Source organism: Plantibacter flavus, from assembly GCF_051487245.1.
Classification (GTDB): Bacteria; Actinomycetota; Actinomycetes; order Actinomycetales; family Microbacteriaceae; genus Plantibacter; species Plantibacter flavus_B.
The window spans coordinates 97628-123986 of sequence record NZ_JAHVDH010000006.1 but is presented as its reverse complement, the minus strand read 5'-3'; the positions used below and the strand labels follow the sequence as shown (position 1 = coordinate 123986).

26 protein-coding genes are annotated in these 26359 nt (G+C 68.1%); 14 read left to right on the top strand and 12 right to left on the bottom strand.

The window, feature by feature from the left end; genetic code table 11:
* Positions 1–59 precede the first annotated feature (59 nt).
* The 5 genes from KXS11_RS16040 (at position 60) to KXS11_RS16020 (ending at position 4728) form a co-directional block, all read left to right on the top strand.
* On the top strand, positions 60–1358 hold the full coding sequence (locus tag KXS11_RS16040; protein WP_437386628.1) for an ABC transporter substrate-binding protein: 1299 nt from the start codon (positions 60–62) through the stop codon (positions 1356–1358).
* Between the two features lie 10 nt (positions 1359–1368).
* On the top strand, positions 1369–2349 hold the full coding sequence (locus KXS11_RS16035; protein WP_437386627.1) for a carbohydrate ABC transporter permease: 981 nt from the start codon (positions 1369–1371) through the stop codon (positions 2347–2349).
* Entirely contained in the window at positions 2346–3182 is an 837-nt protein-coding gene (locus tag KXS11_RS16030; RefSeq protein ID WP_437386626.1) for a carbohydrate ABC transporter permease, read from the top strand. Before KXS11_RS16035 ends, KXS11_RS16030 begins: the two co-directional genes overlap by 4 nt.
* 147 nt (positions 3183–3329) lie before the next feature.
* On the top strand, positions 3330–3659 hold the full coding sequence (locus tag KXS11_RS16025) for a zf-TFIIB domain-containing protein (protein ID WP_437386625.1): 330 nt from the start codon (positions 3330–3332) through the stop codon (positions 3657–3659).
* 76 nt (positions 3660–3735) lie between these two features.
* Positions 3736–4728, top strand: a complete 993-nt coding sequence (locus tag KXS11_RS16020) for an NADP-dependent oxidoreductase (RefSeq protein ID WP_437386624.1) — start codon at positions 3736–3738, stop codon at positions 4726–4728.
* A gap of 91 nt (positions 4729–4819) precedes the next feature.
* Here KXS11_RS16020 and KXS11_RS16015 read toward each other — a convergent pair whose 3' ends face one another.
* The 5 genes from KXS11_RS16015 to KXS11_RS15995 all read right to left on the bottom strand — a co-directional run bounded on the left by KXS11_RS16015 (position 4820) and on the right by KXS11_RS15995 (position 14117).
* On the bottom strand, positions 4820–7426 hold the full coding sequence (locus tag KXS11_RS16015) for a family 78 glycoside hydrolase catalytic domain (protein ID WP_437386623.1): 2607 nt from the start codon (positions 7424–7426) through the stop codon (positions 4820–4822).
* Between the two features lie 51 nt (positions 7427–7477).
* A complete protein-coding gene (locus KXS11_RS16010; RefSeq protein ID WP_437386622.1) occupies positions 7478–8758 on the bottom strand; it encodes an MFS transporter in 1281 nt (426 codons plus the stop codon).
* A gap of 187 nt (positions 8759–8945) precedes the next feature.
* Positions 8946–9080 (bottom strand): hypothetical protein, encoded by a 135-nt coding sequence (locus KXS11_RS16005; protein ID WP_347868436.1) that lies wholly within the window; start codon positions 9078–9080, stop codon positions 8946–8948.
* A gap of 157 nt (positions 9081–9237) precedes the next feature.
* A complete protein-coding gene (locus tag KXS11_RS16000) occupies positions 9238–11217 on the bottom strand; it encodes a YhgE/Pip family protein (RefSeq protein WP_437386621.1) in 1980 nt (659 codons plus the stop codon).
* Positions 11214–14117, bottom strand: a complete 2904-nt coding sequence (locus KXS11_RS15995; RefSeq protein WP_437386620.1) for an MMPL family transporter — start codon at positions 14115–14117, stop codon at positions 11214–11216. Before KXS11_RS15995 ends, KXS11_RS16000 begins: the two co-directional genes overlap by 4 nt.
* Before the next feature lie 156 nt (positions 14118–14273).
* Between KXS11_RS15995 and KXS11_RS15990 the strand changes: the two genes are divergently transcribed.
* Positions 14274–14957, top strand: coding sequence for a TetR/AcrR family transcriptional regulator (locus KXS11_RS15990; RefSeq protein ID WP_437386619.1), 684 nt, complete (start codon positions 14274–14276; stop codon positions 14955–14957).
* A gap of 21 nt (positions 14958–14978) precedes the next feature.
* Here KXS11_RS15990 and KXS11_RS15985 read toward each other — a convergent pair whose 3' ends face one another.
* From KXS11_RS15985 to KXS11_RS15975, 3 genes are all read right to left on the bottom strand, one after another.
* Positions 14979–15398 (bottom strand): Lrp/AsnC family transcriptional regulator, encoded by a 420-nt coding sequence (locus KXS11_RS15985; RefSeq protein WP_437386618.1) that lies wholly within the window; start codon positions 15396–15398, stop codon positions 14979–14981.
* Positions 15399–15490: 92 nt separating this feature from the next.
* Complete coding sequence (gene pnuC / locus KXS11_RS15980; protein ID WP_437386617.1) at positions 15491–16159, bottom strand: nicotinamide riboside transporter PnuC; 669 nt, start codon at positions 16157–16159, stop codon at positions 15491–15493.
* 126 nt (positions 16160–16285) lie between these two features.
* On the bottom strand, positions 16286–16969 hold the full coding sequence (locus KXS11_RS15975) for a GntR family transcriptional regulator (RefSeq protein WP_437386616.1): 684 nt from the start codon (positions 16967–16969) through the stop codon (positions 16286–16288).
* A 190-nt stretch (positions 16970–17159) separates the two neighbouring features.
* Between KXS11_RS15975 and KXS11_RS15970 the strand changes: the two genes are divergently transcribed.
* Both KXS11_RS15970 and KXS11_RS15965 read left to right on the top strand, forming a co-directional pair.
* Positions 17160–17612 (top strand): hypothetical protein, encoded by a 453-nt coding sequence (locus tag KXS11_RS15970; RefSeq protein ID WP_437386615.1) that lies wholly within the window; start codon positions 17160–17162, stop codon positions 17610–17612.
* Positions 17613–17679: 67 nt separating this feature from the next.
* Positions 17680–18336 (top strand): GntR family transcriptional regulator, encoded by a 657-nt coding sequence (locus KXS11_RS15965; RefSeq protein ID WP_437386614.1) that lies wholly within the window; start codon positions 17680–17682, stop codon positions 18334–18336.
* Between the two features lie 233 nt (positions 18337–18569).
* Here the strand turns inward: KXS11_RS15965 and KXS11_RS15960 are convergent, their stop codons facing one another.
* Positions 18570–19067: a hypothetical protein gene (locus KXS11_RS15960; protein ID WP_437386613.1), complete on the bottom strand. Its 498-nt coding sequence runs from the start codon at positions 19065–19067 to the stop codon at positions 18570–18572.
* A 163-nt stretch (positions 19068–19230) separates the two neighbouring features.
* On the bottom strand, positions 19231–21561 hold the full coding sequence (gene purL, locus KXS11_RS15955) for a phosphoribosylformylglycinamidine synthase subunit PurL (RefSeq protein ID WP_437386612.1): 2331 nt from the start codon (positions 21559–21561) through the stop codon (positions 19231–19233).
* 243 nt (positions 21562–21804) lie between these two features.
* Here purL and KXS11_RS15950 point away from each other — a divergent pair, with 243 nt between their 5' ends.
* The 6 genes from KXS11_RS15950 to KXS11_RS15925 all read left to right on the top strand — a co-directional run bounded on the left by KXS11_RS15950 (position 21805) and on the right by KXS11_RS15925 (position 24495).
* Positions 21805–22266 carry an Asp23/Gls24 family envelope stress response protein gene (locus KXS11_RS15950; RefSeq protein ID WP_437386611.1) on the top strand — a complete coding sequence of 154 codons (462 nt, stop codon included), beginning with the start codon at positions 21805–21807 and terminating at the stop codon, positions 22264–22266.
* Complete coding sequence (locus KXS11_RS15945; protein WP_437386610.1) at positions 22263–22454, top strand: DUF2273 domain-containing protein; 192 nt, start codon at positions 22263–22265, stop codon at positions 22452–22454. The genes KXS11_RS15950 and KXS11_RS15945 overlap by 4 nt, the downstream gene beginning before the upstream one ends.
* Positions 22451–22879 (top strand): hypothetical protein, encoded by a 429-nt coding sequence (locus KXS11_RS15940; protein WP_437386609.1) that lies wholly within the window; start codon positions 22451–22453, stop codon positions 22877–22879. The genes KXS11_RS15945 and KXS11_RS15940 overlap by 4 nt, the downstream gene beginning before the upstream one ends.
* Positions 22876–23520: a hypothetical protein gene (locus tag KXS11_RS15935; RefSeq protein ID WP_437386608.1), complete on the top strand. Its 645-nt coding sequence runs from the start codon at positions 22876–22878 to the stop codon at positions 23518–23520. The genes KXS11_RS15940 and KXS11_RS15935 overlap by 4 nt, the downstream gene beginning before the upstream one ends.
* Complete coding sequence (locus tag KXS11_RS15930; protein WP_437386607.1) at positions 23517–24143, top strand: hypothetical protein; 627 nt, start codon at positions 23517–23519, stop codon at positions 24141–24143. Before KXS11_RS15935 ends, KXS11_RS15930 begins: the two co-directional genes overlap by 4 nt.
* A 133-nt stretch (positions 24144–24276) precedes the next feature.
* Entirely contained in the window at positions 24277–24495 is a 219-nt protein-coding gene (locus tag KXS11_RS15925; protein ID WP_437386606.1) for a hypothetical protein, read from the top strand.
* Between the two features lie 121 nt (positions 24496–24616).
* On the opposite strand, the gene KXS11_RS15920 is transcribed toward KXS11_RS15925, so the two are convergent.
* Both KXS11_RS15920 and KXS11_RS15915 read right to left on the bottom strand, forming a co-directional pair.
* Positions 24617–25396, bottom strand: a complete 780-nt coding sequence (locus tag KXS11_RS15920; RefSeq protein ID WP_437386605.1) for an amino acid ABC transporter ATP-binding protein — start codon at positions 25394–25396, stop codon at positions 24617–24619.
* Entirely contained in the window at positions 25393–26358 is a 966-nt protein-coding gene (locus tag KXS11_RS15915) for an amino acid ABC transporter permease (RefSeq protein WP_437386604.1), read from the bottom strand. The genes KXS11_RS15920 and KXS11_RS15915 overlap by 4 nt, the downstream gene beginning before the upstream one ends.
* Position 26359: the final 1 nt, after the last annotated feature.

Below are 26359 nucleotides of genomic sequence, written 5' to 3'. Positions count from 1 at the left end.
ACCCACCCCACCCACAGCACCACGCCACCCACCCAGCACCACTCGAAGGAGAAGCGAGCATGAGGAAGTCACGTGCAACGGCCGCCATCGGCCTGTCCATCGTCACCGGCCTGGCTCTATCGGCCTGTTCCGGCGACGCCCGCGACGGCACCGTCACCCTGCAGATGGTCGAGAGCCTCACCAACCCCGCCCGGACCGAGGTCTTGAAGTCGCTCATCGCCGACTTCGAGAAGGAGAACCCGACGATCACGGTCGAGTTGATCTCGCCGCCCACCGATCAGGCCGACCAGAAGATCACGCAGATGCTGCAGTCCGGCTCTGGCGTCGACGTGCTCGAGGTGCGCGACATCACCGTCGGCCCGTTCTCCACCAACGGCTGGCTCGACGACATGAGCGGGGCCCTCGAGGACTGGAAGGGCTGGGACGACCTCACCGACAACGCCGTGAAGTACGCGAAGGGCGAGGACGGCAAGGTCTACTACGTGCCCTACGGCTTCTACGGCCTGAGCCTCTTCTACCGCACCGACCTCGTGAAGGAGGCCGGCTTCGACGGTCCTCCCACGAGCTGGGACGAACTGCTCGAGCAGGCGTCGGCCATCCAGGACCCGTCGAAGAACCAGTTCGGGTACGCCTTCCGCGGCGGGACCAACGCGAACAGCAACGTCGTCGCCGCGATCGAGGCGTACGTCGCCGACGACCTCGACACTGAGAACGCGTTCAAACTGCAGAACGGCGACACGATCTTCTCCGCTCCGGAAGCGCTCGACGCCCTGAACACCTACTTCGACCTGTTCAAGCAGGGTTCGCCGCCGTCGTCCGTCGCTTGGGGATACCCCGAGATGGTCGAGGGGTTCTCCAACGGTTCCACGGCGTTCCTGCTGCAGGACCCGGAGGTCATCGCGACCGTCGAACAGTCCGAGGCGATCACTGCCGAACAGTGGAGCACCGCGCCGCTGCTGACCGGTCCGACCGGCAAGGCCGCGCAGCCCATGGCGACCGCCGGGTGGGGCACGGCGGCGTCGAGCGAGCACAAGGCCGAGGCCGCGAAGCTCATCGAGTTCCTCTCCGAGGACAAGCAGGCGACCACCTTCGCGCAGGAGAACAGCCTCGTCCCGATCGTGAAGAGCGCCGCCGAGAGCGACTTCTACAAGACCGGCCCGTGGGCCAGCTACGTCACCATGAACGAGGCCCCCGACACCTACCTGAGCGTCACGCAGCCGCGCGGTTCGTCCTGGTGGACGGAGTGGGTCCAGAAGTCCGACTCGGAGATCCAGCAGGTGCTCATCGGCCAGCTGACGCCGAAGGAGCTCCTCGCGAGCTGGGACGAGTACTGGACCGAGAAGTGGAAGAGCGAGTAGGGACACCTGCATGACCACCACCACGAACGAGGCGGGTCGCAGGCAGCAGCCGGCGACCCCGGTGCCTCCGGCCGGTCCCTCCCGGACCGCCGGCGGGCGTCGCCGGCGCACCTTCACGGTGCGCCGGGGCCTCGGCCTCCTCGCCTTCCTCGCCCCCGCGTTCCTCTTCGTCGCGGTCTTCATCTACTACCCGATGATCGCCGGTTCGCAGATGGCGTTCCGCAACTGGAACCTGGCGAACCTCACCGACACCTCCTGGGTCGGTTTCGGCAACTTCATCGCCGTGTTCGCCGACCCCGCCTTCGGCAAGGTCGTCGCGAACACCGTCCTCTGGGTGGTCGCGTCGATCGTCCCGCAGTTCGTCATCGGCTTCGGCATCGCACTCTGGCTGCGCAGGAAGTTCCGCTTCCGCGGTCTCTACCAGGCGATGATCTTCTTCCCCTGGGCCATCTCGGGCTTCCTCATCGGCATCCTCTTCCGCTGGATGTTCAACAGCGAGTTCGGTGTCATCAACGACCTGCTCCAGAAGGTCGGCCTGATCGACACCCCGATCCCGTGGCTCGCCGACCCGAACACCGCCATGTTCGCCGTCATCGTCGCGAACGTCTGGTACGGCGTCACCTTCTTCGCGATCATGATCCTCGCCGCGCTCCAGTCGGTGCCGGAGGACCTCTTCGAGGCCGCCGCGCTCGACGGTGCCGGCAAGGCGCGAATGCTGTTCCAGATCACGATCCCGTACATCCGCACGACGCTCGCACTCACCGTGCTGCTCCGGGTCATCTGGATCTTCAACTTCCCCGACATCATCTACGGCATGACGGGCGGTGGGCCCGCGAACCAGACGCACATCCTCACGACGTGGATGATCGCGACCACCCAGCGCGGCGACTATGGGCGGGCGTCCGCGATCGGGCTCATCGTCGTCGCGATCCTGCTCGTGTTCACCGCGTTCTACCTGCTGTCCATGCGTGAGAAGAAGGTGAAGGCATGATCGACAAGGAGACCTCGCGCGCCAAGGCGATCAAGTTCCTCTTCCTCGGGCTGTGGCTCGTCATCACGGTGTTCCCGCTGTACTGGATCGTCGTCACCTCGTTCAAGAAGCCCGGTGCGATCTTCTCCTACCCGCTGACGTACTGGCCGGAGGTGTTCTCGATCGAGAACTACCTGGGCCTGTTCAGCAAGGCGCAGTTCGGCACCTATGTCGTCAACAGTCTCATCGTGGCGACGGTCGCGGCGGTCGTCGCGACGTTCATCTCGATGCTGTCCGCGTACGTGCTGGCCCGGTTCGAGTTCCGGAGCAAGGGAGCGATCCTCCTGGCGTTCCTCGCGACGCAGATGATCCCGTCGTTCATCGCCCTCGGGCCGCTGTACCTGCTGATGACCCAGCTGAAGCTGGTCGATAACCGTTTCGGCCTCATCCTCATCTACATCGCGGTGTGCATCCCGTTCTGCACCGTCATGTTGCGCGGCTTCTTCGAGAACATCCCCGATGCGCTCGAGGAGGCGGCGATGATCGACGGTTGCTCACGGTTCGGTGCGCTGTTCCGGGTGCTCGTCCCGGTGCTGAAGCCCGGCATCGTCGCGGCGTTCATCTTCAACTTCGTGAACTGTTGGAACGAGCTGTTCCTCTCGGTGACACTCATCAACAGTGACGCGAACAAGACGATCCCGACGGCACTCAACGGCTTCATCACGAGCTACAACATCGACTGGGGCTCCATGTCGGCGGCCGCGGTGCTGACGATCGTGCCGACGATGGTGCTGTTCGCCTTCGCGAGCCGGTACATCGTGCAGGGACTGACCGCCGGTGCGGTGAAGGGGTAACGCGACGCCCGTCCACGAGCCGGTCCGTTCGCCCGTCTTCGGGCGGGTCAGCGCCCGTTCGCCCGAAGGTGGGCGAGCGGGCGCTGTCAGGTTACACAAACGAACACTCGGTAGCGTCGAGAGGTCAACGACCGAGGAGACCTCCCCATGAACTGTCCCATCGACGGCGCCCAGCTCGTCATGTCCGAGCGCAGCGGCATCGAGATCGACTACTGCCCGAGCTGCCGAGGCGTCTGGCTCGACCGCGGCGAGCTCGACAAGATCATCGACCGGTCGATGGCGACCGCTCCCGTGGCGCCTGCTGCGCCGGTCGCGCCGGCGGCTCCCGCGTACGGTCAGCGGGGCGACGATCGCCCCTACGGTGAGCAGCGCTACGGCGATGACCGCTCGCGGGGTGGCTACGGCGACCGCGGTTACGGCGACGACCGTTCGCGCAAGCGCAAGAAGGAGAACTGGCTCAGCGAGCTCTTCGACTGAGCGGAACGCGCGCCCAGAAACCTGGAAGCTGGCTGATAGTTCGTCTGACTAGCGACCTGTGGAGAGATGATGAACCATGTTCGGTTCGAAGCAGACGATGAAGTCCATCCGCTACGCACGCTACGGCGGCCCTGAGGTCCTCGAGTTCGTCGAGTCCGAGATCCCGCATCCGAGAGGGGGCGAGGTCGTCGTCGACGTCCTGGCGAGCAGCGTCAACCACATCGAGGCGTTCGTCCGCCAGGGACACCTCGCCGAGACCTTGCCGCTGAAGCTCCCCACCGGGCAGGGCAGCGACTTCGCGGGGTTGATCCGTGAGGTCGGAGCCGGTGTCACGGGTTGGAAGCGTGGCGACGAGATCATCGGGCATGCCGTTCGCGGGGCGCACTCGACGCAGGTCGTGGTGCCCGCGACGTCGATCGTGCGGAAACCCAAGCGCGTCGACTGGGAGGAAGCCGGCGGCCTGTATCTCGCGGGGCTCACCGCGCTCGACACCCTTGACGGCCTGCACCTCTCGAAGGGTGACACCCTCGTGATCTCGGCAGCGGCGGGCGGCGTCGGGAACATCGAAGCGCAGCTGGCGGCGTTCGCCGGGGTTCGGGTGATCGGCACGTGTGGAGAGCGCAACCGTGACTTCCTGCGCGAGCAGGGGATCACGCCGATCGTCTACGGCGAAGGGATGGCGGAGCGCATCCGGAAAGCGGCGCCGGGCGGTGTCACGGCGTTCATCGACAACTTCGGCCAGGACGGCCAGCAGCTGGCGTACGAACTGGGCGTCGAACCGCACCTCTATCGATCCAGCGAGGACCGCAAGCGCATCGAACTCGCGGCGCTCGACCCCGACGACGAGTTCGCAGCGCACGCGACGAGTCAGTTGCAGCGGCTGGCGGAGTTCACCTCGGATCACGCGTTGCACGTCGTCGTGTCGGCGTTCTATCCCTTCGATCTGATCATCGACGCCTTCGAGGATCTCGAACGCCTGCACGCCCGCGGCAAGATCATCGTCGGCATGCGTCCGGCGAACCCGGATCGCATCATCAAGCAGCGCGACCTGCACGAGGCCCGCCCGTGAGCTGATCGGTGCGTCGTCCGTGTCGTCCTGCGCCAGCGCGGTGCGCGCTCGCCTGAGCGCACCGCGCTGGCATCGGCCACGACGGCTCGAGTCAGACGACGGGTGTTGCGTAGGTGTGGGTGCCCGGGCCGACCTCGACCTCAGGGAGACCGGGAAGTGCGACGACCGCCGTCGTCCCGAACGGCACCGTGACCGTCGTCGAGAGGGTGGCGTCGGCGATCGACCAGTCGACGGAAGCCTCGCCGTAGGGCGTCAGATGCGTCGCCCCGGCAGACGTGAACCCACCACCGGGCCGCGGCTCGAACCGGATCGCACGGTAACCCGGAGCAGCCGGCGCCAGCCCCGCCACGACCCGGTGCAGCCAGTCGGCGACCGCCCCGAGCGCGTAGTGGTTGAAGCTCGTCATGTCGCCCGGGTTCACCGAACCATCCGGAAGCATGCTGTCCCACCGCTCCCAGATGGTCGTCGCACCCATCGAGACGGGATACAACCACGACGGATTGCCGTCCTGCAGTAGCTGCAGGTACGCCTCGTCGAGCTTCCCACCGCGCGTGAGCGCATCGGAGACGACCGGCGTCCCCGCGAAGCCCGTGGAGATGTGCCCGTTCGACTCCCGAACGAGCTCGGCGAGTCTGGCGTCACCGAGCTCACGGCTGCGCGCGTCAGGGTAGAGGTCGAGCATCGAGATGAGCGAGTACGCCGTCTGGGTGTCGCTCGTCGCTCGACCGTCGGGCATCAGGTATCGGGAGACGAACCGCTCCCTGACCTCGGCGGCCAGCGTGGTGAACCTGGTCGCGTCGGCGTGCTCACCGAGGAGCTCGGCGATCGCCGCCAACCGTCCCGCGGAGAACGCGAAGTACGCGGTCGCGACGAGGTCCGGCGCGGTCAGCGCCTCGAACGGCTTGTCGGCCGGCGCTGCTGGGTCGAGCCAGTCGCCCAGCTGCATCGAGTTGTCGACGATGCGCCCTGGGCCCGTCGCCTCCTCGACCTCGTCGATCCAGGCGACGGCGCTCGCATACTGACGGCGCAGGATGCCGACGTCGCCCGTCCGCTGGTGCAGGACGTCCGGGGTGAGGACGGCCGCGTCACCCCAGACCGCCATCGGGTGCTTCACCATCTCGCCCCAGAAGCCGAGGAAGATGTAGGGCACGAAGACCGGCACGGTGCCGAGGGCGCGCTGCTCTGCCTCCAGATCCTGCAACCACGAGCCGAGGAACCCGGACACGTCGTAGAGGAACGACGCGGTCGGCGCGAACACCTGGATGTCACCCGTCCAGCCGAGGCGTTCGTCACGCTGCGGGCAGTCGGTCGGGAGGTCCACGAAGTTCCCACGCAGGCTCCACAGCGTGTTCTCGTGGAGGCGGTTCACCGCGGCGTTCGAGCTGCGGAACCAACCACGACGCTCCATGTCCGAGTGGTAGACGCGTGACACGACGTCGCCAGCGGTGAGTTCGCCGGGCCAACCGTCGACCTCGGCATAGCGGTAGCCGTGGATGGTGAAGCGCGGCTCCCACTCGATGGGGTCGCCGGCGCTGATGAGCACGTCCGTCGCGGCGGCCTGGCGCAGCGTCCGGGTGTAGATCTCGCCGTCCTGCAGCACCTCGGCATGCCGCAGCGTGACCGTGTGGCCGGCCGGGGCGTCGAGTCGCAGGCGCAGTCGACCGGAGTGGTTCTGGCCGAAGTCGAGCAGGAAGCGCCCGTCGCCCTTCGCCACCACGTCGACGGGTTCGATCTCCTCCACCGCGCGGACTGGAGGCCCCATCGGCGACACGAACCGCGACGCGTCGGTCTCGATGGTGCGCACCGGTGACCACCCGTCGGCGTCGAAGCCGGCGGTCGACCACTCGGCGTCGTGCAAGCGGGCGTCGAAGGTCTCGCCGTCGTAGAGCCCGGTGAGGGTGATCGGGCCGAAACCGGCCGACCACGACGCATCGCTCGTGATGATCGTGCGCTCGCCGTCGGCGGTGGTGACCTCGAGCTGCACGAGCGCGGACAGGTCTTCGCCGTAGACGTTGCGTTTGCCGCCCTCGAAACCGATGCGGCCGCGGTACCAGCCGTCGCCGAGCCAGACGCCAATCGCGTTCGCGCCGGGCACGAGCCGCTCGGTCACATCGAACGCGGCGTACCGGAGTCGGTGGTCGTAGCTCGTCCAGCCCGGGGTCAGGGCTTCGTCGCCGATGCGCACGCCGTTGACCTCCGCCTCGGCGACACCGTGCGCCGTGAGGTACAGGCGAGCGGACACGATGCCCTCGGGCAGCTCGAACTCGGCACGGACCCGGCTCGGACGCCGGTCGGTGTCCGGGTCCTCCTCCCACGCGCCGCCGACGAAGGAGCCCTGCCAGTCCGTCGCATCCAGGAGGCCGAGCTCGGCGGTGGCCGGCTCGCTCCAATCGCCCCAGCCGGAGCCCCCGTCGACCGCGACTCGAACACTGATCTGCTCGCGGGACGACAGCGGGCGTGCCGGCCACTCGACGAGCACCTGCTCCGCGCCCGCCGTCCCGAGGACCTCGTGGACCGACACCTCGGGTTCGGCGCCGGCGATCCCGACCGAGACCTCCACCCGGTACGCCTGCTGCACATATCCGGGATCGGCGTCCGTCACGCGCCAGGACAGACGTGGCGTCCGTTCACCGATGCCGAGTCGGCCGTCCTCGTGGTGTTCGATGCGGGGGCGTGTGGGCGTCGGCGAAGCGGTCATGACGATCCTGTCTCTGCGTCGTTGCGGGGTCGAGGGTGGATGCTGGGGTGGTCAGTGCTGCGGCTGGGGGTCGTGGTCGAGGGCCGTCGTGGCGATCGACGTCGTCGCAGGCGCACGCTTGATGCGAGCCAACCACAGGATGCCGATGAGACACGAGGCGATCGTCGTGGTGATGAGGAACGCGAACAGCGCCTGCGGGCCGCCGAGGATGATCTGTGGTGTGACGAGCGCGATGGCTGCGGCGACCACGCGGGTGAACGCGATCGTGATGCCCTGCGCGCTGGAGCGGAAGGTCGTCGGGAAGAGCTCCTGTGACCACACCTTGTACATCGGCTCGCCGGCGAGCGCGCCGCCGATCGAGTACAGGATCGACATGAGCACGAGCGTCCAGCTGACGACGCCCAGGCTTGCGGGGATCGCGAACGCCGCAACGGAGATGACCGACGCGACGATGAACGCCGGCATGCGGTACTTCGTGTCCACGATCCGCATGGTGACGAACGTGCCGCCGAAGCTGAACGCGAAGGCGATGAGGTTGAACGTCGAAGCGGTCGAGACGTCGACACCCGCGACGTTGACGTACAGGTAGGTGCTGAACTGGCCGTTGGTGTTCGCGGCGATGTTCGCGATCGCGTAGAAGAGACCGGTGCCGATGAGCGGCACGACGTAGCGCGAGGTGAACAGTGCTGTGAGCGAGCCGAACTGCTCGCCGGTCGTGGTGCTCGCCGTCTTCGCCTCGGTCCACTCCCTCGACTCCGGCAGGCCGGCGCGGAGCACGAGCACGATGACGGCGACGACGAACAGGAAACCGTAGAGGATGCGGGCGCCGAGGTCGCCCAGGCCACCGGCGAAGATGCCGATGAGGATCACCGCGAACACCCCGGTCATCCAGAGCACGTGCGAGAAGGTGATCATCTTGCCGCGCTTCCCTTCCGGGGCGCTCTCGGCGATCATCGCCATCGAGACCGGGAGGTCGGCGCCGGCCGCGAAGCCCAGCAGGATGATGCCGACGTAGAGCATCGGCGTCGCGACGGCCAGCGTGAGCACGAGTGCGCCGATCGCGAAGAGGATCATCGTGACGATGAACACGCGACGGCGGCCGTAGCGGTCCCCGAGTCGGCCACCGGTGAACGCGCCGATCGCGATCATCACGGTGAGGAGCGCGGAGAGCTGACCGATCTCGACCGGGCCGAGCGCGAACTTCTCCTGGAAGAGCACGAGGGCGGTGGAGGTTCCCGCGATCGCGCCGGCGTCGAGGAAGGACGCCATGCCGGCGACGGTGGCGACGAACCAGGGGTTCCTGGTGCGCGGGGTGAGGGGTGAACCTGACACGTGTGACTCTCCTATGAATCGTTTCATCGCACGGCCGCACGGACATTGTGATGGCGTGTTCGATGGGGGATCGGGATGCGGCATCCCGGCGATAAAAACCGAGTGTAGTTCGGGTTTCCGCGTTCGGCAAACCACGGGCCATCGCGGTGCGCTCGGATCGGCGCACCGCGGCTTCACCGCACCGGGGTCAGTTGAGGATGAGGCCCAGGACGGTCGCTCCGCCGGCGCCGAGGACGAGGGCGATCACGAGCACCCAGGCGATCAGCCGCTGACGACGCTTCCGCTGTTCGCCCCACTCGGCCAGTTCCCGGTCTTCACTCATGCAGGCCAGCCTACCGGCGCGACCGTCGACGGAGGCGGGCGGATGGGTCCGTGGGTCTGTGGCGCGAGCGCGGGCCTCCGGAGACCCGCGCTCGCGCCACAGCCCCGCGCCCGACTCAGCGCATCGCGCTGGCCGCATGGCACCGGACCGCCCTGCTTCAGGCGAGGGCCGGCGTGAGCGCCTTCACCGTCGTCGTGCGCGCCCGTGCCACCGCGAACGTCGTCGCGGCGATCGAACCGAGGAGCCAGACCACGAGTCCGACGACCGCTGCCGCGGCGCCCGTGTCACCGATCGCGATCGACTGCAGACCGCTCAACGCGGGCGCGATCGGCAGGAAGGCGAGCACCTGGTCGAGCACCGGTGGTGTCGTCGCGATGATCCCGGTGGCCAGGCCCACGAGCGCCACGATCATCGAGATGAACCGGCCCGCTCCGCCGAGCAGGGCGACGAGCGCCTGGTTCGTCGCAGCGAAGACCGCTCCGGCGAGGACCGCGATCCCCGCGAAGCCCAGCCACGCAGCCGCATCGAGATCGAGCAAGGGCGCCGTGATGACGGCGACGAGAGCGCCCTGCGCCATCCCGACCGCTCCAGCAGGGGCGAAGGAACCGAGTGCGAGACGCAGCGACGACCGCGTCGACCCGAACGCCCGGACCGGCACCGGTCGCAGCACGAGGAAGCTCGCGAGCGCTCCGAGCCAGAGTGCCAGCACCGCGTAGAACGGCGCGCTGTTGGTGCCGAACGCGACGCTCGACGAGTCGCCGGCCGACACGGGGTCCGCCACGACGTCGGCCAACGTCCGGCGATCGGCGCTCGTGTACGTCGGCAGCGAGTCGACCGCGGACTGCAGGCCGGACGCGAGCGAGGTGATCCCGCCCGAGAGCGTGCCGGCACCCGCCGAGAGCTGGGTCGCGCCGTCGGCGACTTGCGCGGTACCCGTCGAAGCCTGCGTGGCACCGTCGGCGAGGGCCGCGGCTCCGGTCGCGAGCTGGCTGGCCGCACTGGTGATCGTCGCGATGCCGTCGACCAGTGTCGGCATGCCGGCGGAGAAGGTTGCAGCGCCGGTGGCGAGTTCGGCTGCGCCGTCGGCGGCCGCCTCTGTGCCGTCCGCGAGGACCGTCGTGCCCGGATACGTCCCGCCGGGGACGGGCATCCCGCTGACGATCCCAGCACTGAACCCGGCGGCCTGGGCCACGCCAGCACAGTAGGTGTCGCTGGCACCGGATGCTGCGCACTCCGCTGCCAGCTGCGCGAGCTGTCCGGCGAGTGCACTGGTCACTCCCGCGGTCCCCTTCGCGCCGGCGGAGAGGTCTGCGAGACCGCTGGACACCTTCGCGGCGCCCGTCGAGAGTCCCTCGGCGCCCGCCACGAGCCCCGGGCTCGACCCGCCAGGCTGCGTCCCCGCGTACAGCGCTGCGAGGCCGGACGACAGCTGCCCACTCCCGTCACTCAGCTGGGTCGCTCCGTCGGCGAGCGAGACCGCCCCGTCCGCGAGCTGCGTCGTGCCGTTCGCGAGGTCCTGCGCGCCCTGAGCGAGTGAGAGTCCACCGGTCGAGAGCTGGCTGGCACCGTCCGCCGCTTCGCCGAGCTGATCGTGCAGGGTGTTGAAGCCGACGTAGACGTTCTCGAGGTACGTCGTGGTGAGCTGACGACCGAGGAGCGTCGAGGCGGTCTGCGTGATCGTCTGCGTGATCGCGTCGTCGACGAGCTTGCTGCGGTCGCTCGTCGTAACGTCGAGGCGGGCCCGCTGGGCGTCGGCGGCTTCGCCCGAGAACGAGGTGGCGGCCGCGGAGAAGTTCGCGGGGATCGTGACGACCGCCGTGTACGAGCCGTCGGCCAGGCCGCTCTTCGCATCGGAGGCATCGGTGATGACCCAGGTGTAGTTCGTCTCCTGGTCGCCGGCTGCGAGACCTGCGGCGAGCTGGCGGCCGAGTGGGACGGTCTGGCCGTCGATCGTCACCGGTTCGTCGTTGTTCACGATGGCGGCGGTCACCTGCCCGAGCCGCTCCGACGGGTTCCAGAGCGCCCAGACGAGCCCACCGGCGATGACGAGTGGCACCAGGATGAGGCCGATGATCGACACGACCGTGATGCGCTTGGAGGAGCGGGCGCGCTCCAGTCGGTTCAGGATGGTGCTCATGCGTCGACCTGCGTTTCTGAGCTGGCACGGGATTCGGCGGTGGAGGCGGACGGCTCCGCGGTGAGGCGGGTGCCCGGGTTCGTGGCGTCGAGGTCGAGGACCTCGGGTGCACTGGTGGGGAGGACGTCGGTGAGTGAGGCGGCGTCGGCGGTCCCCATGGCGATCGTGAGTGGGCGCCCGGCGCGCTCGGCGGCCCGCGTCGCTGTGACCAGGCGTTCGTACACGGTGCGTCTCGTGGCTGCATCGGGGAGGGTGTCGACGCCGTCGACGACGAGCACCGTCGGCCGCTCGGCGAGTGACGCAGTGAGCGTCTCGACCGGTTCGCCGTGGTCGAGGCGGACGTACGCTGCCCTCGCCCGGACGGCGCCGGCTCGGACGGGGAGGACGAGGCCGGCGACCTTGAGCAGCCCCGTGTCCGGCTCGAGTCGGCCGGCGAGCGTCAGCAGGAGGGCGGTCACCTCGATCGGGCGGGAGCCGACGACGGCGAGGACGCCACCGGTGCGGACCGTCGTCTCGACATCACGGTAGAGCACGCCGTCCGGGCCGCCGAGACCGAGACCGGAGGCTGCGACCGCGATGTCCGTGCCATCGCGCCACTCGCGGAGCGCGAGCTCGTGCTGGAGCCCCTCGCCCTCGACGTCGAACGACGGCAGCAGGCGGTCGAGCCACTTCGGCATGTACCAGGCGCGGTCGCCGAGGAGCGCGAGCACGGCCGGTACCAGCGTCATCCGGACGATGAAGGCGTCGACGAAGACACCGACCGCCAGGCCGAGCGCGATCGGCTTGATGTTCGTGTCGCCCTCCGGCACGAACGCGGCGAACACAGCGAACATGATGACCGCCGCGGCGGTGACGACCTTCGCCGAGCCGAGGAAGCCGGTCTCGATCGACCGCCTCGCGAGCTTCGTGTGGACGAAGTCCTCGCGCATCCGCGAGACGAGGAACACCTCGTAGTCCATGGCGAGTCCGAACAGCACGCCCATGAGGATGATCGGCATGAAGCTGATCACCGGTCCCGTCCGCGCGACGTGCAGGGCCTCGGCGAACACGCCGTGTTCGAACACGAGTGCGACGACCCCGAACGATGCCGCGACGGACAGGAGGTAGCCGAGCGTCGCTTTGATCGGCACCCAGATCGAGCGGAACACCATGGTGAGGAGGATGAGCGAGAGGCCGACGACGATCAGGCCGAAGGGCAGCAGGGCGCCGCCGAGTCGGTCGGAGATGTCGATGCCGATCGCGGTGAAGCCGGTGACCTGCAGGTCGACGTCGTACTCGTCGAGGAAGTACTGGTGCAGTCCGCGGATCTCGGCGACGAGGTCCTTCGTCGCCTGCGAGTCGGGGCTGCCGCTCGGGATGACCTGGATGATGCCGGTGTCCGCCGTCGCGTTCGGGGTGGCGAGTGGCACAGCGGCCACGCCGTCGAGGCCTTCGATCTCGCTCTTGAGGTTGGCCATGAGTCCGAGTGGGTCGGTGCTTCCGACGATGCTGCCGGTGACGATGAGTGGACCGTTGAACCCTTCGCCGAAGTGTTCCGACACCAGGTCGTAGGTGGTGCGTGCGCCGTCGCCTTCGGGCAGCGAGCCGGCGTCGGGGAGCGCCAGGCGGAGGGAGAGCGCGGGGATCGCGAGCGCGCCGAGGACGGCGACGACGGCGATGATCGTGACGATCGGGAGGCGCGTGACGCCGCGGACCCACCCGAGGAAGAAGCGGTTGCCCTGCCCCTCCACATGCTCGGGGACCGGCGCGGGCGACTCCGACCGCTCCCCGAGGTCGTCGAGCGGTCCGGCGGCGTCCGTACGGTCCCCGCGCGGGGAGGTGGTGGCGGCGGCGGCAGTCGTCCTCCGCGCGGCGGCTCGGCGCGCCGCGCGGCGCGGCTTGGGTCGCAGTCGCTCGCCCGCGAAACCGAGCATCGCCGGGATGAGCGTCAGCGAGATGAGCACGGCGATCGCGACGCCGACAGCGGCTGCAGCCCCCATCGTCGTGAGGAACGGGATGTTCGCCACGGCGAGTCCGAGCAGCGCGATGATGACGGTGAGCCCGGCGAAGATCACCGCCGATCCGGCCGTGGCGGTCGCGCGCGCCGTCGACTCCTCAGGGTCGAGCCCGGATCGGAGTTGGTCCTGATGCCTGGAGATGATGAACAACGCGTAGTCGATGCCGACGGCGAGGCCGAGCATGAGGGCCAGCATCGGGGTCGTCGACGAGATCGGGCCGAAGACCGTGGCGACGAAGATGAGCGCCATCGAGATCGCGACGCCGAGGAGGGCGGTGATGAGCGGCATGCCGGCGGCGAGGAACGAGCCGAAGGTGAGGATGAGCACGGCCAGGGCGACGACCACGCCGACGAGCTCGACGACGCTCAGGGCGGGCAGGCTGTTGCTGAACAGTTCGCCACCGAGCGAGGACTCCGCGCCGGCGGGGAGGGCCTCGGCGAGCGACGATGCGACGCCCTCGACGTCGCTGATCGTCGAGGCGGTGATGTCGGTCATCGCCCCGTCGAACTGGATCGAGATGAGCGCCGCCCGCTGGTCGTCGGAGACCGCGCCGGTGATGTTCTCATCGAACGGGGAGACGGCCTGCTGGACCTGCGCGATGTCGGAGAGCGAGCCGACGGCGTCGTCGATCGCCGTGCGGGTGGCGCCGTCCTCGACCGTGTCTCCCGCGGGAGCGACCACGATGAGTTGGGCGGACGCGCCGCTCACCTGGGGGAAGGTGTGGTTCAGCGTGTCGAGCGCTTCCTGTGACTCGGTGCCCGGGATGGAGAACGCGTTGTCGGTGCCCTGGTTGAACAGCAGTGCGCTCCCGCCGGCGACGGCGAGCACGGCGATCCAGAGGATGAGCACCAGCTTCCGCGCGCGGAAGGCCCAGCGACCGAGGGTGTAGAGCAATGAGGACACGCGTCGCTCCTTGAAGTGGCCGGGCTCGCTGCAAGCAGACGAGCCGACCAGACGAGTTCGGACAGAATCGATACACCGTCGTATCCGATACATGACTGTATCCGATACAGTGGTGTATCGCCAAGGTGGTTCCCCAGCTGTCAGTAAGGTGTCAGGATGCGCGCGAGTGAAACGACGGATGCCGAGGGCGATCTCCCGGTCGAATCGGTCAGGCGTCAGAAGACCAGGGAACGACTCATCGACGCCGCCTACGAGGTGTTCGCCGAACACGGCGTGCACGCGGCATCGGTCGAGCAGATCAGCGAACGCGCCGGCTTCACCCGAGGCGCGTTCTACTCCAACTTCGACTCGAAGGAGGAGCTCTTCTTCGCCCTCGAGGCGCGCGAGAACCAGCTGCGACTCGACCGCCTGGAGTCGGGCTTGCAGTCGATCACTCCGTCGCTCATCGATGACAGCGGGCACTACACGGAGGGCTCGCTCGAGGCACTGATCCAGGCCTTCCTCGAACTCCAGCCCGATGATCGACGCTGGTGCCTCGTGCAGTCCGAGTTCCGGATGCTCGCGATGCGCGACTCCGCAGTGGCCGCGCGCTATCTCGAACACCAGGAGGGTGCCGGTCAGCAGCTGGCAGCCTGGCTCGATCAGGCGGCGCTCCTCGTGCACCTGCGCTTCACGATCCCGACCCCCGACGTCGCACACATCGTCGTCGCCCTCTATGAATCGGCGATCCAGACCGCGGTCCTCATGGACCCGGATGGCGACGAGGGTTCTCCGCGCGCCCTCGCGATGCGCACGCTGCCCGCGATCGTGAACGCACTGACCGAATCGCTCGACGGCTGACGGTCGGCGGCGTGGCCGGCCTCAGCTGCGCAGGACCAACCTCGTCCGCGAGTGGGCGACGCCCGCCTCCTGCTTGAGGCGGTGGAGCAGCGCATCGAGGTCTGCGGCGTCCTCCACCCGGACGTGGACGAGCCAGTCGTACTCACCGGTCAGGTGCACGGCGTCCTCGACGGCACGGACGGCGGCGAGCCTCGCGGCGAAGTCCTCGTGCGAGGTGTCGGCGTCGAGACGGATGTCGATGAAGACCTCGAGGCCGCCTCGGCCGGGCAGCTCGTCGGCGACGCGGGTCGTGTAGCCGAGGATCACACCGGTCTGCTCGAGCTTGCGGACGCGCGCGGCGGCCGCGTTCGTGCTGAGCCCGATGCGTCGGCCGAGAGCGCTGAAGGAAATCCTCGCGTCGTCGTGGAGGATACCGAGGATCTGTTCGTCCAGCTCGTCCATGGCGCACACTCTACTGCTGCGGTCGGCACTGCGGCAGATGATCTTTCCTCGGCAGCGGAGGGGTGCTCGGCCGCGGTGTGGTGGGCGGGCGCTCAGTCCGCGGGGGCGACGCGAGCGGGTCTGCCGCGCGCCCAGACGATGAAACCGGTGAGCGTGAAGGCGCCGTAGAACACGTACATCGATGCGGAGACCCAGTAGCCCGCACCGAAGAGGAGCGGCACGCCGACGAGGTCCACCGCCACCCAGATGAGCCAGAACTCGACCCATCGCTTGGCCATGCCCCAGGTGGCGAGCAGGGAACCCATGAAGATCCAGGCGTCCGCCCACACCGGTTCGTAGGAACCGAGTGCACGGAACAGTGGCGTGAGTGCCAGCGTGCCGCCGAGCAGCGTCAGGACCAGGATCACTCGGACCCGTGTGCCGGCCCATCGCGGCTGGATCACCTCGGCCGATGCGCCGGCGGTCGGGTGCCGCTCGCGCCGCCACTGCACCCAGCCGTACACCGAGACGACGATGAACATGAGCTGGCGGCCGGCCTGGCCCAGGAGGTTCGTGGGATTCGGGGTGTGGAAGACGGCGCCGAGGAAGACCGTCAGCAGCAGGGCGTTGCCGATGATGCCGACGGGCCAGGCCCAGGCACGCCGACGCATGCCGCCGAACGCGCTCGCGATGCCGAACAGGTTGCCGATGACCTCACGCCAGAGGACCGGCTGGTCTCCGATCGTGAACGTGGCGTCGAACAGCCACAGCAACAGGCCCATGCACGCTCCGATCGGATCCGGTCTGCCCGCAGGCGACCGTCAACGGTACCGTGCGGCCGGACTCGGGAGGAATCGGAGAACGCGTGTGACGTTCACGCGGCTGGAGTCGCTCCGGCCGCGATCGGGTCAGACGCCGGGGAAGCCGCCGCCCGCCTGCTCGACGGCGGCGAGGAACTCCTCGATCTTGACGGCCTGTGCTCGCATGACCCGTTCGGCGGCGTCCGCGTCGCGTGCCTCGGCCGCCGCGACGAGCCCCGTCACGTATCCGGCGAAGATGTCCCACTGGAAGTATCCGACGCGGGGGAGCGACATGTAGGTGACGCGAGCGTCGACCTGGCGGGCGAGCTGCTGCAGGAGGGAGTTCTCCGAGCGTTCGACGAGGACGTCGATGAAGCGGGAGGCGGACAGGATGATGTCCTTGCTCTTCGCCTCGGCGTCTGCCAGGACCTGGTCGCCGAGCTTGCGGAAGTGCTCGACGTCCGCGTCGGTGAGGTTCGGGATCGCCCAGCGTGCGCTGAGTTCGTGGAACCCGTACAGCAGGCGCAGGCCCTCGATGTACTGCTCGATCGTGGGCTTGGCGACGCGCGTGTACCGCTGCGGAGCCGTCTCGACGAGGCCGATGTCGGCGAGTTTGCTGATGGCTTCGCGGATCGGAGTCCGTGACACGCCGAGCCACTTCTCGAGTTCCTCATCGTTCAGGCGCTCTCCCGGTTCGAGCGTGCCGTCCTGGATGGCGGTGAGGAGCTGATCGAAGACCACGTCCCGGAGGAGCTTGCGAGGGGTGGCCTCTGCGGCGGTGGGCACTGGCATGATTCTCCGATCGTCGATTCAGATATTTCGTGTTCAGGATACCGATATCCGAGGCATGTTGGATTAAATTACGCGGCATCTGTCGTAAATGTGCCCGAAACCCTCGACGATCCTTCAGGTATCTGATATCTTGAATATGAGTAGACACCAACCCGATCCCGGTGTCGACCTGACCCGAGGAGACAGAATCATGCCCACCGGCCTTGCCGTCGCCGTACTCGAATGCCCGTCGGCCCCTGAGGTCGAGGGCTTCTACGCCATGCTCGGTGCGCGGATCACGCGCGTCGACGTCGCTACCGAGCGGCGACTGCATGTCGTGGTCGGCGGCGGCGAGTTGCTCTATGTGGAACGTCAGTCCGGTGAACTCGCCGGGCGGGCCGCGCGCCCCGGCGCCTGTGTCCTCAGTTCCGTGAGTCCGCAGGGGGTCTACCTCGAGTTCGCTCGCCGTATGCAGGTCCACTGCGGCGAGGTTTTCCGCACAGGTGCGCCCGCCTTGTTCGATGAGGGCGCCGACCCGCACGCCGACGAGCGCTACCCGGGCTGCGCGCTCGTCGACCCGGCGGGGAACATCATCCGTTTCGTCCGCCCGGGATACTTCGACCGTTTCCGCCCGATCATGGCGCAGGAGCTCCTCTCGGCGTGAGATCACGCGTTGCTAGGCTGGCGGGCACGATCCAGTCCCGTCGTGCAGAAGAGGAAGGCGCCAGTCGATGCCGGTCCCTACCCTCGACGCGGGCGGTGAACCCCGCGCTTCGATGCGCGAGAGGGCGATGACGCGGATCCGCGACGCCATCTACGACGGCACCCTTCAGCCGGGCGAGCCGCTCCTCGATCATCAGCTGCAGGCGTGGTTGGGGTGCTCGCGCAAGCCCATCCGCGAAGCCCTCAACGACCTCGTGAGCATGGGCCTCGTCGAGAACGCGCCGCAGCGGTACACGCGGGTCGCCCGCCCCGATGAGGCGAGTCGCACGTTCGTCTTCCAGACGCTGGGCGCGCTCGTGGGCGGAGTCGTCCGCGTCACCGTCCCGACGCTCGACGAGCCGACGCGGGCGGACCTCGTCGAGCGGATCGAGCGCATCATCGAGATCCTGCCGGATCGTGATCCAGTCGCGTACGGCGCACGTGCGTGGCTGCTCGTCGATGAGTTCGTCGCCGTCTGCCCCAACCGCATCCTCGTCGAGGCGACGCGGGACAACATCGGCGCTCTCGCTCACCGGTTGCGGATGACGAGCGGAACCAACTGGATTCGCTGGGACGAGCTCGATGTCGACTTCCCGCGATTCCGGGGCGCGATCGCCGAGGGTGACGCGATCGCCGCCGAGCTCGCGATCGAGCGCATGTTCCGGATGTCGGAGCCCGTGGTCTGACGGCGCAAACGCCGCGCGCCGTGTCGGTCGACCGCCTGGATCTCAAGCATGCCAAGTTCTGATATGCTGGAAGATGTCGCTAGCGACCAGATCCGTCGGTGAGGCCGACGCGGACATTCGGGTTCCGTGTCAGTGCGCCCGGTGGGGAGCTGGGTGGGTGGGTTTCGGGTATCCACTCACCCAGCGAATACTTCATCAGGTCACAGGGTTCGCCGTGGTGCAGATCGCGAGGATCAGGCCGCGTGCTTCGCGTGACGGTGGTGGCGCAGGTCGAAGGCTGCGAGGATCATGACGCAGGCGATGATGATGATGTTCTTCAGGATGTACTGACCCTCGAGGCTGCCGACCATCGGTCCGTGCCAGGTCAGCGCGGGGAAGATCACGAGCGGGGCGAAGGTGGCCGCCATGTGGCCGAGCATGACGGCGAGAATCAGCGGCATGAAGCGACCGATCAGGAGCGCGCAGCCGATCACGACCTCCAATGAGCCGACGAGGATGCGGGCGAGGTCACCGGTGATCATCCCCGTGGTGAGGACCGCCACCGTGTCGACGGCGATGTCCTCGGCCGGGCTGCCATTCGGGATGAGCTTCGGGATGCCGAACCACAGCATGACCGTGGCGAGTGCGAGGCGGACGAAGGGGACCGCGATCCGTCGCGCGAGTCGCTCGATGCGGTCGAGGAGGGAGTTGCTGCTGCGCGAGATGAGCGCGATCGTGGCGTTGAGGGTCATGGGCATGGTCTTCTCTGTCGGGCGTCGAGTGGGGTCGTGATCGTGATTCGGTATATATATACTAGAATATCACATGACGCACAGCAACAGAAGAAGGCCGGTGTCGCCACGAACAGGTCGCGACGACACCGGCCTCGAGGCGTGAAGCCCAGCCAGGAGTGACTCAGCCGATGACGGCGCCGAATCGCTCGGGCAGCACACTCTTCGACACCCGACGCAGCTCGGACACCGGGATCGTCAGGACGTCCTGGATCTCCAGTGCAGGCTCGGTGGCGTCGCCGACGGCCGAAGCGTCGGTCACACCGATGCGGAGCACGGGGTAGCCGCGTCCCTCGCAGAGACCCTGGAACTTGACGTCGTCCTCGCGCGGCACCGAGACGATGACACGGCCGGTCGACTCGGAGAACAGCGCGGTCGTGAGGTCGATGCCGTCACGGCTGAGAAGCTCGCCGAGGAAGACGCGGGCGCCGACGCCGAAACGCATGACGCTCTCCGCGAGAGCCTGCGCGAGGCCGCCATCCGAGAGGTCGTGCGCGGAGGACACGAGGCCCTCCTTCGCCGCCGCCTGCAGGAGCTCTGCCAAGGTCTTCTCGCCGGCGAGGTCGACCTTCGGCGGCAGCCCGCCGAGGTGGTCGTGCACGGTGCCGGCCCACGCGGAGCCGTCGAGCTCGAGGGCGGTGGTGCCGAGGAGGTACAGGTTGTCGCCCTCATCCTGCCAACCACTCGGCACGCGGCGCGCGACGTCGTCGATCACGCCGAGCACACCCACCACCGGGGTCGGGAAGATCGGGACGTCGCCCGTCTGGTTGTAGAACGACACGTTGCCGCCGGTGACCGGAACGCCGAGCTCGAGGCAGGCGTCGGACAGCCCAGCGACCGCCTCAGAGAACTGCCACATGACCTCGGGGTTCTCCGGCGAGCCGAAGTTCAGGCAGTCGGTGACCGCTGCCGGGACGGCGCCCGTGACGGCGACGTTGCGGTACGCCTCGGCGAGCGCGAGCCGCGCACCCTGGCGCGGGTCGAGCTGGCAGTAGCGACCGTTCGCGTCCGTGGCGATGGCGAACCCGAGGCCGGACTCCTCGTCGACGCGGATCATGCCGCCGTCGTCGGGGAAGGACAGTGCCGTGTTGCCCATGACGTAGTAGTCGTACTGGTTCGTGATCCAGCTCTTGTCGGCGAGGTTCGCCGAGCCGAGGAGCGACAGGAACTGGTCTTCGAGCTCTGCGGGGACGTCGGTGCGGGGGAGTGCTGCCGCCGTGTCGGCCTGCAGCGCGTCGATCCAGGTGGGGTAGGCGACGGGGCGCTCGTACACCGGACCGTCGACGGCGACGGTGGACGGGTCGACGTTCACGATCTCCTCGCCGTGCCAGTTGATGACGAGACGACCCGTGTCGGTCACCTCGCCGAGCACAGAGGTCTCGACGTCCCACTTGTCGGTGACGGCCAGGAACGCCTCGAGCTTGCCCGGCTCCACGACGGCCATCATGCGCTCCTGCGACTCCGACATGAGGATCTCCTCGGGCGTGAGCGAGGGGTCACGGAGGAGGACGTGGGACAGCTCGACGAACATGCCACCGTCGCCGTTCGCGGCGAGCTCGCTCGTGGCGCAGGAGATGCCGGCGGCACCGAGGTCTTGGATGCCCTCGACGAGGCTGTCGCGGTAGAGCTCGAGGCAGCACTCGATGAGCACCTTCTCGGCGAACGGGTCGCCGACCTGGACCGCCGGGCGCTTCGTCGGGCCGTTCGCATCGAAGGAGTCGGAGGCGAGGATGGACGCGCCACCGATGCCGTCGCCACCCGTGCGGGCACCGAACAGGACGATCTTGTTGCCGACACCGGAGGCGTTGGCGAGGCGGAGGTCCTCGTGGCGCAGAACGCCGACCGAGAGGGCGTTGACGAGCGGGTTGCCCTGGTAGACCTTGTCGAAGTAGGTCTCGCCGCCGATGTTCGGCAGGCCGAGACAGTTGCCGTAGGACGAGATGCCGGCGGTGACGCCGTGCACGACGCGGGCCGTGTCGGGGTGGTCGATGTCGCCGAAGCGCAGCTGGTCCATGACGGCGACCGGGCGGGCGCCCATCGAGATGATGTCGCGGACGATACCGCCGACGCCGGTGGCAGCACCCTGGAACGGTTCGATGTACGAGGGGTGGTTGTGGCTCTCGACCTTGAAGGTGACGGCCCAACCCTCGCCGACGTCGACGACGCCCGCGTTCTCACCCATGCCGACCATGAGGTTCTTCTTCATGTCGTCGGTGACCTTCTGACCGAACTGGCGCAGGTAGATCTTGCTGGACTTGTAGGAGCAGTGCTCACTCCACATGACCGAGTACATTGCGAGCTCGCCGCTCGTGGGGCGACGGCCGAGGATCTCACGGATCTTCGCGTACTCGTCGGACTTCAGACCGAGGGCACCGTACGGCTGCTCGCGATCGGGGGTCGCGACCGCGTTCTCGACGGTGTCTGCGATGGCGTTGCTGGGGCTGGTGGTCGTCACGAGGGCAGGGCTCCAAAGGAAAAAGGGGGGATGCCGGACCCACCAATCTTAGCGGCGCGCGGCGTCGAACAGATCCTCGGAGGCGCGTCGGTGGTGCAGCACGATTCGTCACGGTCCTGGGCGTGATTCGCAGCAACTCCACGAGCTTCCGGAACGACCGTGACGAACGGCGCGACACCTGCGTCCTATCAACAACGAACCGATCGAGAACCCCTCGGCCGGACATTCCAGAAGGGTCATCACATGTCGAACACCACCAGCACCCCGAAGCCCACGAGCGTCGCGAAGGGCCAGACGGCCGACGGCAGCATCGTCACCGAGGCGAACTCGCACGGCAAGACGGTCATCGACAACGGCGTGATCGCGAAGATCGCGGGAATCGCAGCCCGCGAGGTCCGCGGTGTGCACGCCCTCGGCGGCGGTGCCGCTCGTGCCTTCGGAGCCATCCGCGACGCCATCGGCTCCTCGGACCTCTCGCAGGGCATCCGCGTCGAGGTCGGCGAGACGCAGGTCGCTGCGGACGTCGTCATCGTCGCCGACTACCCCGTCGACCTGCAGGTCGTCGCGAGCGAGGTCCGTGCCTCGATCATCCGTGCCATCGAGCAGTTCGTCGGCATGGAGGTCACCGAGGTCAACGTGACCGTCAGCGACGTCTTCATCCCGTCCGACGACGAGGACCAGAACGCTGAGGCGCGAGTCCAGTGACCCCGACGCACACCGGCATCCTGATCGGTGCCGTCCTCGCGATCAGCTGGGTGGCGTTCGGCTTCTGGGCCTTCGTCTTCGTCGCCCTGGCGATGGGGGTCGGCGCGATCGTCGGCCGCATCGTCTCCGGGCAGACCGACTTCAGCGCCATCGTCGACGCCGTCCGCGGGAAGCGCGTGTCGTCATGACCACCGCCGTCCTCGATCGGACAGGGTCGCCACATGACGACTCGGCGGTCGCCGAATCACCCGCCGTGCCCGCGCACGGCGGGCCGGGCCGGACGCGCATCGCCGCGAAGGCCCTCGAGCACGTCGCGGTCGCCATCGCGGCCGAGACGCTCGGGGTCCCGGCGGGACGTGTCAAGGTCGAGCTCGCCGACGACCGGGGCGCACTCGCCCTCGTCGTCACCTCACCGATGCGGGCGGTCCCGCTCGGCCGCATCGCCGCCGTCCCGGACGCCTTCGCGCGATCCGGCGGCTCCGTCCTCGACCGCGCCACTGCGGCGACGGCCACCATCGGTGCGAAGCTCGAACAGCTGTCCGGTTCGAGCGTCTCCCGAGTGTCCATCCGCGTGAGCGGACTCGAGATCGCACAGGAAGGACGCGTCTCATGACCACCGAGATCATCACGTCGCCGAACGCGTCGCCAGCCGCCTCACCACCGCGGGCACCGAGCGCCGGGCGGTCGGGTCTGCTCCGCCGACTGGCTCGTCGAGAGCTGCATTCGCCGCGTTCGACCGCTGCGATCACCCTCGCGGTGATCCTCGTGCTCGTCGCGATCTGGATCGCCGTGGAGACGGTACTCGCCCTCATCGGCATACCGCCACTCCTGGTGTCGCCAGGGGAGATCCCAGCGGCGGCCGCAAGCCTGCCGACGACTCAGCCGGTGATCCTCGGCATCGCAGGTGCGCTCGTGCTCGTGCTCGGGATCATGCTGCTCGCCCTCGCGGTCGGCCCCGGTCGGCGGCACCGGCACCTGCTCGCAACCGACCGGGTGCTCGCCGTCGTCGACGACGAGGTCATCGCCTCGGCGCTCGCACAGCAGGCGTCCGCGACCGCGTCGACCCATCCCGATGGCACGATCGTCGCCGTCGGACGCCGCACCGCGAGCATCCGCATCACGCCGGCGAGCGGTATCACCGTCGACCGCGCGGCGGTCGACCGCGCGGTCGCCGAACAGCTCGAGACGTATGCACTTCGGCCTGCCCTGCGGGCCGCCACCACGATCTCGACGAACGGGAAGGTCGGACAGTGAACTCCACCAACCGCGGACTGAACCGTCTGCTCATCCTCGTCGTCGGGCTCGTGCTCACCGCTCTCGGTGCCGCGGCGCTCGCCGTGGTCACCGTCCCGTTCATCGCGGACTGGTGGCGCGACAACCGCGGCGTCGTCCTCGACACCATCGCCGGCTGGTTCGCCTGGAACCCCTTCGCGGCCGTGCCCGGTGCGCAGGCGGACCGGGGTGCAGCGCCGATCGTGGTCCCCATCGCCGCCGTCGTCCTCCTCGTCGTGGTCGCGGCGCTCCTGATCGCGTTCGCACTGCGTCAGGGACGTGGCCGCACGGGCATCGTGCACCGCGCGCCGACCGATCGCGGCGACGTGATCCTCGACGCCGACGTCGCAGCCCACGCTCTGGGGGATGCCCTGGAAGACACGTCGGCGTTCTCCGCCGTCCGCGTCTCCGCGTGGCAGGTCGGGCGGGACCGGGCGTTGAAGGTCGCCGTCACGTGCGCCAGAGGGGTCTCGCCGCGCACCGCCGTCGAGACGGTCAGCACCGCGGTCGAATCGCTCGACAGCCTGCTCGGCGTCGAACTGCCCGTGCTCGTCGAGGTCGGCGGTGGCTTCCGCGCCGCCAAACCGAAGCGGGTACTGCACTGACCGTCACCCGTACGGACGGCGGGCCTGAATATCAAGCCCCCGTCCGATTCGGGTGATCCGCAGACTGCGCTTGCAGAATGCCAGAAGACAGGTGAACGCCCCACGGCGTCTCCGTGGGAGAGGGAGCAGCATCATGGGTAAGAAGATCGTCATCGTCCTGGTCGTCGGGCTCGCGTTCGGCGCGTACGTCCTGGGCGCGAAGGCCGGACGCACCCGGTACCGCGAGATCAAGCACGCGGCGGAGGAGTTCTGGAACGACCCGCACGTGGCCAAGGCCCGCAAGAAGGCGGTCAAGAGTGCCAAGAAGGCCACCGCCAAGGCGGAGAAGCAGCTCCAGAAGCAGCTTCACTGACCGCACGACGAACACAACTCCTGCAGCTTGCGCCGCACACGTGCGGGAGCCGCGAACAGGCCCGGAGCAGATGCTCCGGGCCTGTTCGTCTGCAGGAGTTGTGGACGGTGGCGGCGGGCGGCTAGAGGACCTTCGACAGGAAGGCGCGCGTCCGCGCGTGCTGCGGGTTCGACAGCACCTCCCGCGGATCGCCGGCCTCCACGACGACACCGCCGTCCATGAACACGAGCGAGTCCGCGACCTCACGGGCGAAGCCCATCTCGTGCGTGACCACGATCATCGTCATGCCGTCCTTGGCGAGGCCCTTCATCACGTCGAGCACCTCGCCCACGAGTTCGGGATCGAGCGCAGAGGTGGGCTCGTCGAACAGCATGAGCTTCGGATCCATCGCGAGCGCCCTGGCGATCGCGACGCGCTGCTGCTGGCCGCCCGAGAGGTGCCCGGGGTATGCGCCGGCCTTGTCGCTCAGACCGACCCGGTCGAGGAGCTCCCTCCCGCGCTGCTCGGCTGCCGCCCGGCGCTGACCCTTCACCTGCATGGGCGCTTCGATGATGTTCTCGAGCGCGGTCATATGCGGGAACAGGTTGAACCGTTGGAACACCATCCCGATGTCGCGTCGCTGCTTGGCGGCCTCCTTCGGCTTCAGCTCGTAGAGCTTGTCGCCGCGCTCCCGGTATCCGATGAGGTCACCCTCCACGAGCAGCCGTCCGCCGTCGACGCGCTCCAGGTGGTTGATGCAGCGGAGGAACGTGGACTTCCCCGAACCGGAGGGGCCGACGAGGCACATCACCTCGCCGCGCCGGACGGTCAGGGAGATGTCCTTCAGCACGGTGTTCGAACCGAAGGACTTCACGACGCGTTCCGCACGCACCATCTCCGTGGCGAGAGTCTGATCCGTCATCGTCGTTCTCCGCTCGTGCCGTCGGTCGGTCCCTCGCCTGCGCGGAGCCGTGCCTCCTCGGTCTGGATCGCCTCGGTGGTCAGCGGCACCCCGGTGTCGATCCTCGTGAGTCCTCTCGCGAAGCGCTTCTCCAGGAAGTACTGACCCACCATCAGGATCGAGGTGAACAGCAGATACCAGAGCGACGCCACGATGAGGAGTGGGATCGGGTTGAACGTCTCCGACGAGATGTCCCGAGACCTCGTGTACAGGTCGAGCGTGAACGGCACTGCCGTCACGAGCGAGGTCGTCTTGAGCATCGAGATCACCTCGTTGCCCGTCGGCGGGATGATGATCCGCATCGACTGCGGCAGGATGACCCGACGCATGGTCTGCGCCCAGCTCATCCCGAGTGCCGTCGACGCCTCCTCCTGTCCGCGGTCGACGGACAGCAGGCCGGCGCGGACGATCTCGGACATGTACGCGGCCTCGTTGAGCGCGAGGCCGATGACCGCGATCCAGAAGGTGTTCAGCGCGTTGTCGGTCGGCAACTGTGCGATCGGAGGCAGGAACGGCAGACCGATGTTCAGCGTGGGGTAGATGGTGGCCAGCAGCCCCCAGAACACGAGCTGGACGTACACCGGGGTTCCACGGAACAGCCAGACGAACGCCCACGCGATGGCTTTCAGCACAGGGTTCGGGGAGAGCCGCATGATCGCGAGCAGCACACCGAGGACGATCGCGCCGATCATCGCATACACCGTCAGTTGCAGCGTGATGAGCGCGGCGACGGTGATGCGACGGTCGAAGACGTACTTGCCGACGGCCGGCCAGTCGTAGGCGGGACGGAGCGCCGCGTCGTAGACCACTGCCACGATCAGGATGACGATGACGACCGCGAAGACGTTCCGCCAGGGATGGCGGAGCTTCACCACCTTGAGTGGCGCGGGCGCACCCGCTGCGTCGGTGCGTGGATCGCTCATC

Excerpts from the sequence above, each read along its gene's own strand:
- KXS11_RS15915 (WP_437386604.1), bottom strand. The coding sequence starts at position 26,358 with ATGAGCGATCCACGCACCGACGCAGCGGGTGCGCCCGCGCCACTCAAG.
- KXS11_RS16005 (WP_347868436.1), bottom strand. The coding sequence starts at position 9,080 with ATGAGTGAAGACCGGGAACTGGCCGAGTGGGGCGAACAGCGGAAGCGT.
- KXS11_RS15965 (WP_437386614.1), top strand. The coding sequence starts at position 17,680 with ATGCCGGTCCCTACCCTCGACGCGGGCGGTGAACCCCGCGCTTCGATG.
- KXS11_RS15990 (WP_437386619.1), top strand. The coding sequence starts at position 14,274 with ATGCGCGCGAGTGAAACGACGGATGCCGAGGGCGATCTCCCGGTCGAA.
- KXS11_RS16035 (WP_437386627.1), top strand. The coding sequence starts at position 1,369 with ATGACCACCACCACGAACGAGGCGGGTCGCAGGCAGCAGCCGGCGACC.
- KXS11_RS16000 (WP_437386621.1), bottom strand. The coding sequence starts at position 11,217 with ATGAGCACCATCCTGAACCGACTGGAGCGCGCCCGCTCCTCCAAGCGC.
- KXS11_RS16025 (WP_437386625.1), top strand. The coding sequence starts at position 3,330 with ATGAACTGTCCCATCGACGGCGCCCAGCTCGTCATGTCCGAGCGCAGC.
- KXS11_RS15975 (WP_437386616.1), bottom strand. The coding sequence starts at position 16,969 with ATGCCAGTGCCCACCGCCGCAGAGGCCACCCCTCGCAAGCTCCTCCGG.
- KXS11_RS15970 (WP_437386615.1), top strand. The coding sequence starts at position 17,160 with ATGCCCACCGGCCTTGCCGTCGCCGTACTCGAATGCCCGTCGGCCCCT.
- KXS11_RS15985 (WP_437386618.1), bottom strand. The coding sequence starts at position 15,398 with ATGGACGAGCTGGACGAACAGATCCTCGGTATCCTCCACGACGACGCG.
- KXS11_RS15920 (WP_437386605.1), bottom strand. The coding sequence starts at position 25,396 with ATGACGGATCAGACTCTCGCCACGGAGATGGTGCGTGCGGAACGCGTC.
- KXS11_RS16030 (WP_437386626.1), top strand. The coding sequence starts at position 2,346 with ATGATCGACAAGGAGACCTCGCGCGCCAAGGCGATCAAGTTCCTCTTC.
- KXS11_RS16040 (WP_437386628.1), top strand. The coding sequence starts at position 60 with ATGAGGAAGTCACGTGCAACGGCCGCCATCGGCCTGTCCATCGTCACC.
- KXS11_RS15935 (WP_437386608.1), top strand. The coding sequence starts at position 22,876 with ATGACCACCGAGATCATCACGTCGCCGAACGCGTCGCCAGCCGCCTCA.
- KXS11_RS16015 (WP_437386623.1), bottom strand. The coding sequence starts at position 7,426 with ATGACCGCTTCGCCGACGCCCACACGCCCCCGCATCGAACACCACGAG.
- KXS11_RS15925 (WP_437386606.1), top strand. The coding sequence starts at position 24,277 with ATGGGTAAGAAGATCGTCATCGTCCTGGTCGTCGGGCTCGCGTTCGGC.
- pnuC (WP_437386617.1), bottom strand. The coding sequence starts at position 16,159 with ATGGGCCTGTTGCTGTGGCTGTTCGACGCCACGTTCACGATCGGAGAC.
- KXS11_RS15960 (WP_437386613.1), bottom strand. The coding sequence starts at position 19,067 with ATGACCCTCAACGCCACGATCGCGCTCATCTCGCGCAGCAGCAACTCC.
- KXS11_RS15940 (WP_437386609.1), top strand. The coding sequence starts at position 22,451 with ATGACCACCGCCGTCCTCGATCGGACAGGGTCGCCACATGACGACTCG.
- KXS11_RS15950 (WP_437386611.1), top strand. The coding sequence starts at position 21,805 with ATGTCGAACACCACCAGCACCCCGAAGCCCACGAGCGTCGCGAAGGGC.
- KXS11_RS16020 (WP_437386624.1), top strand. The coding sequence starts at position 3,736 with ATGTTCGGTTCGAAGCAGACGATGAAGTCCATCCGCTACGCACGCTAC.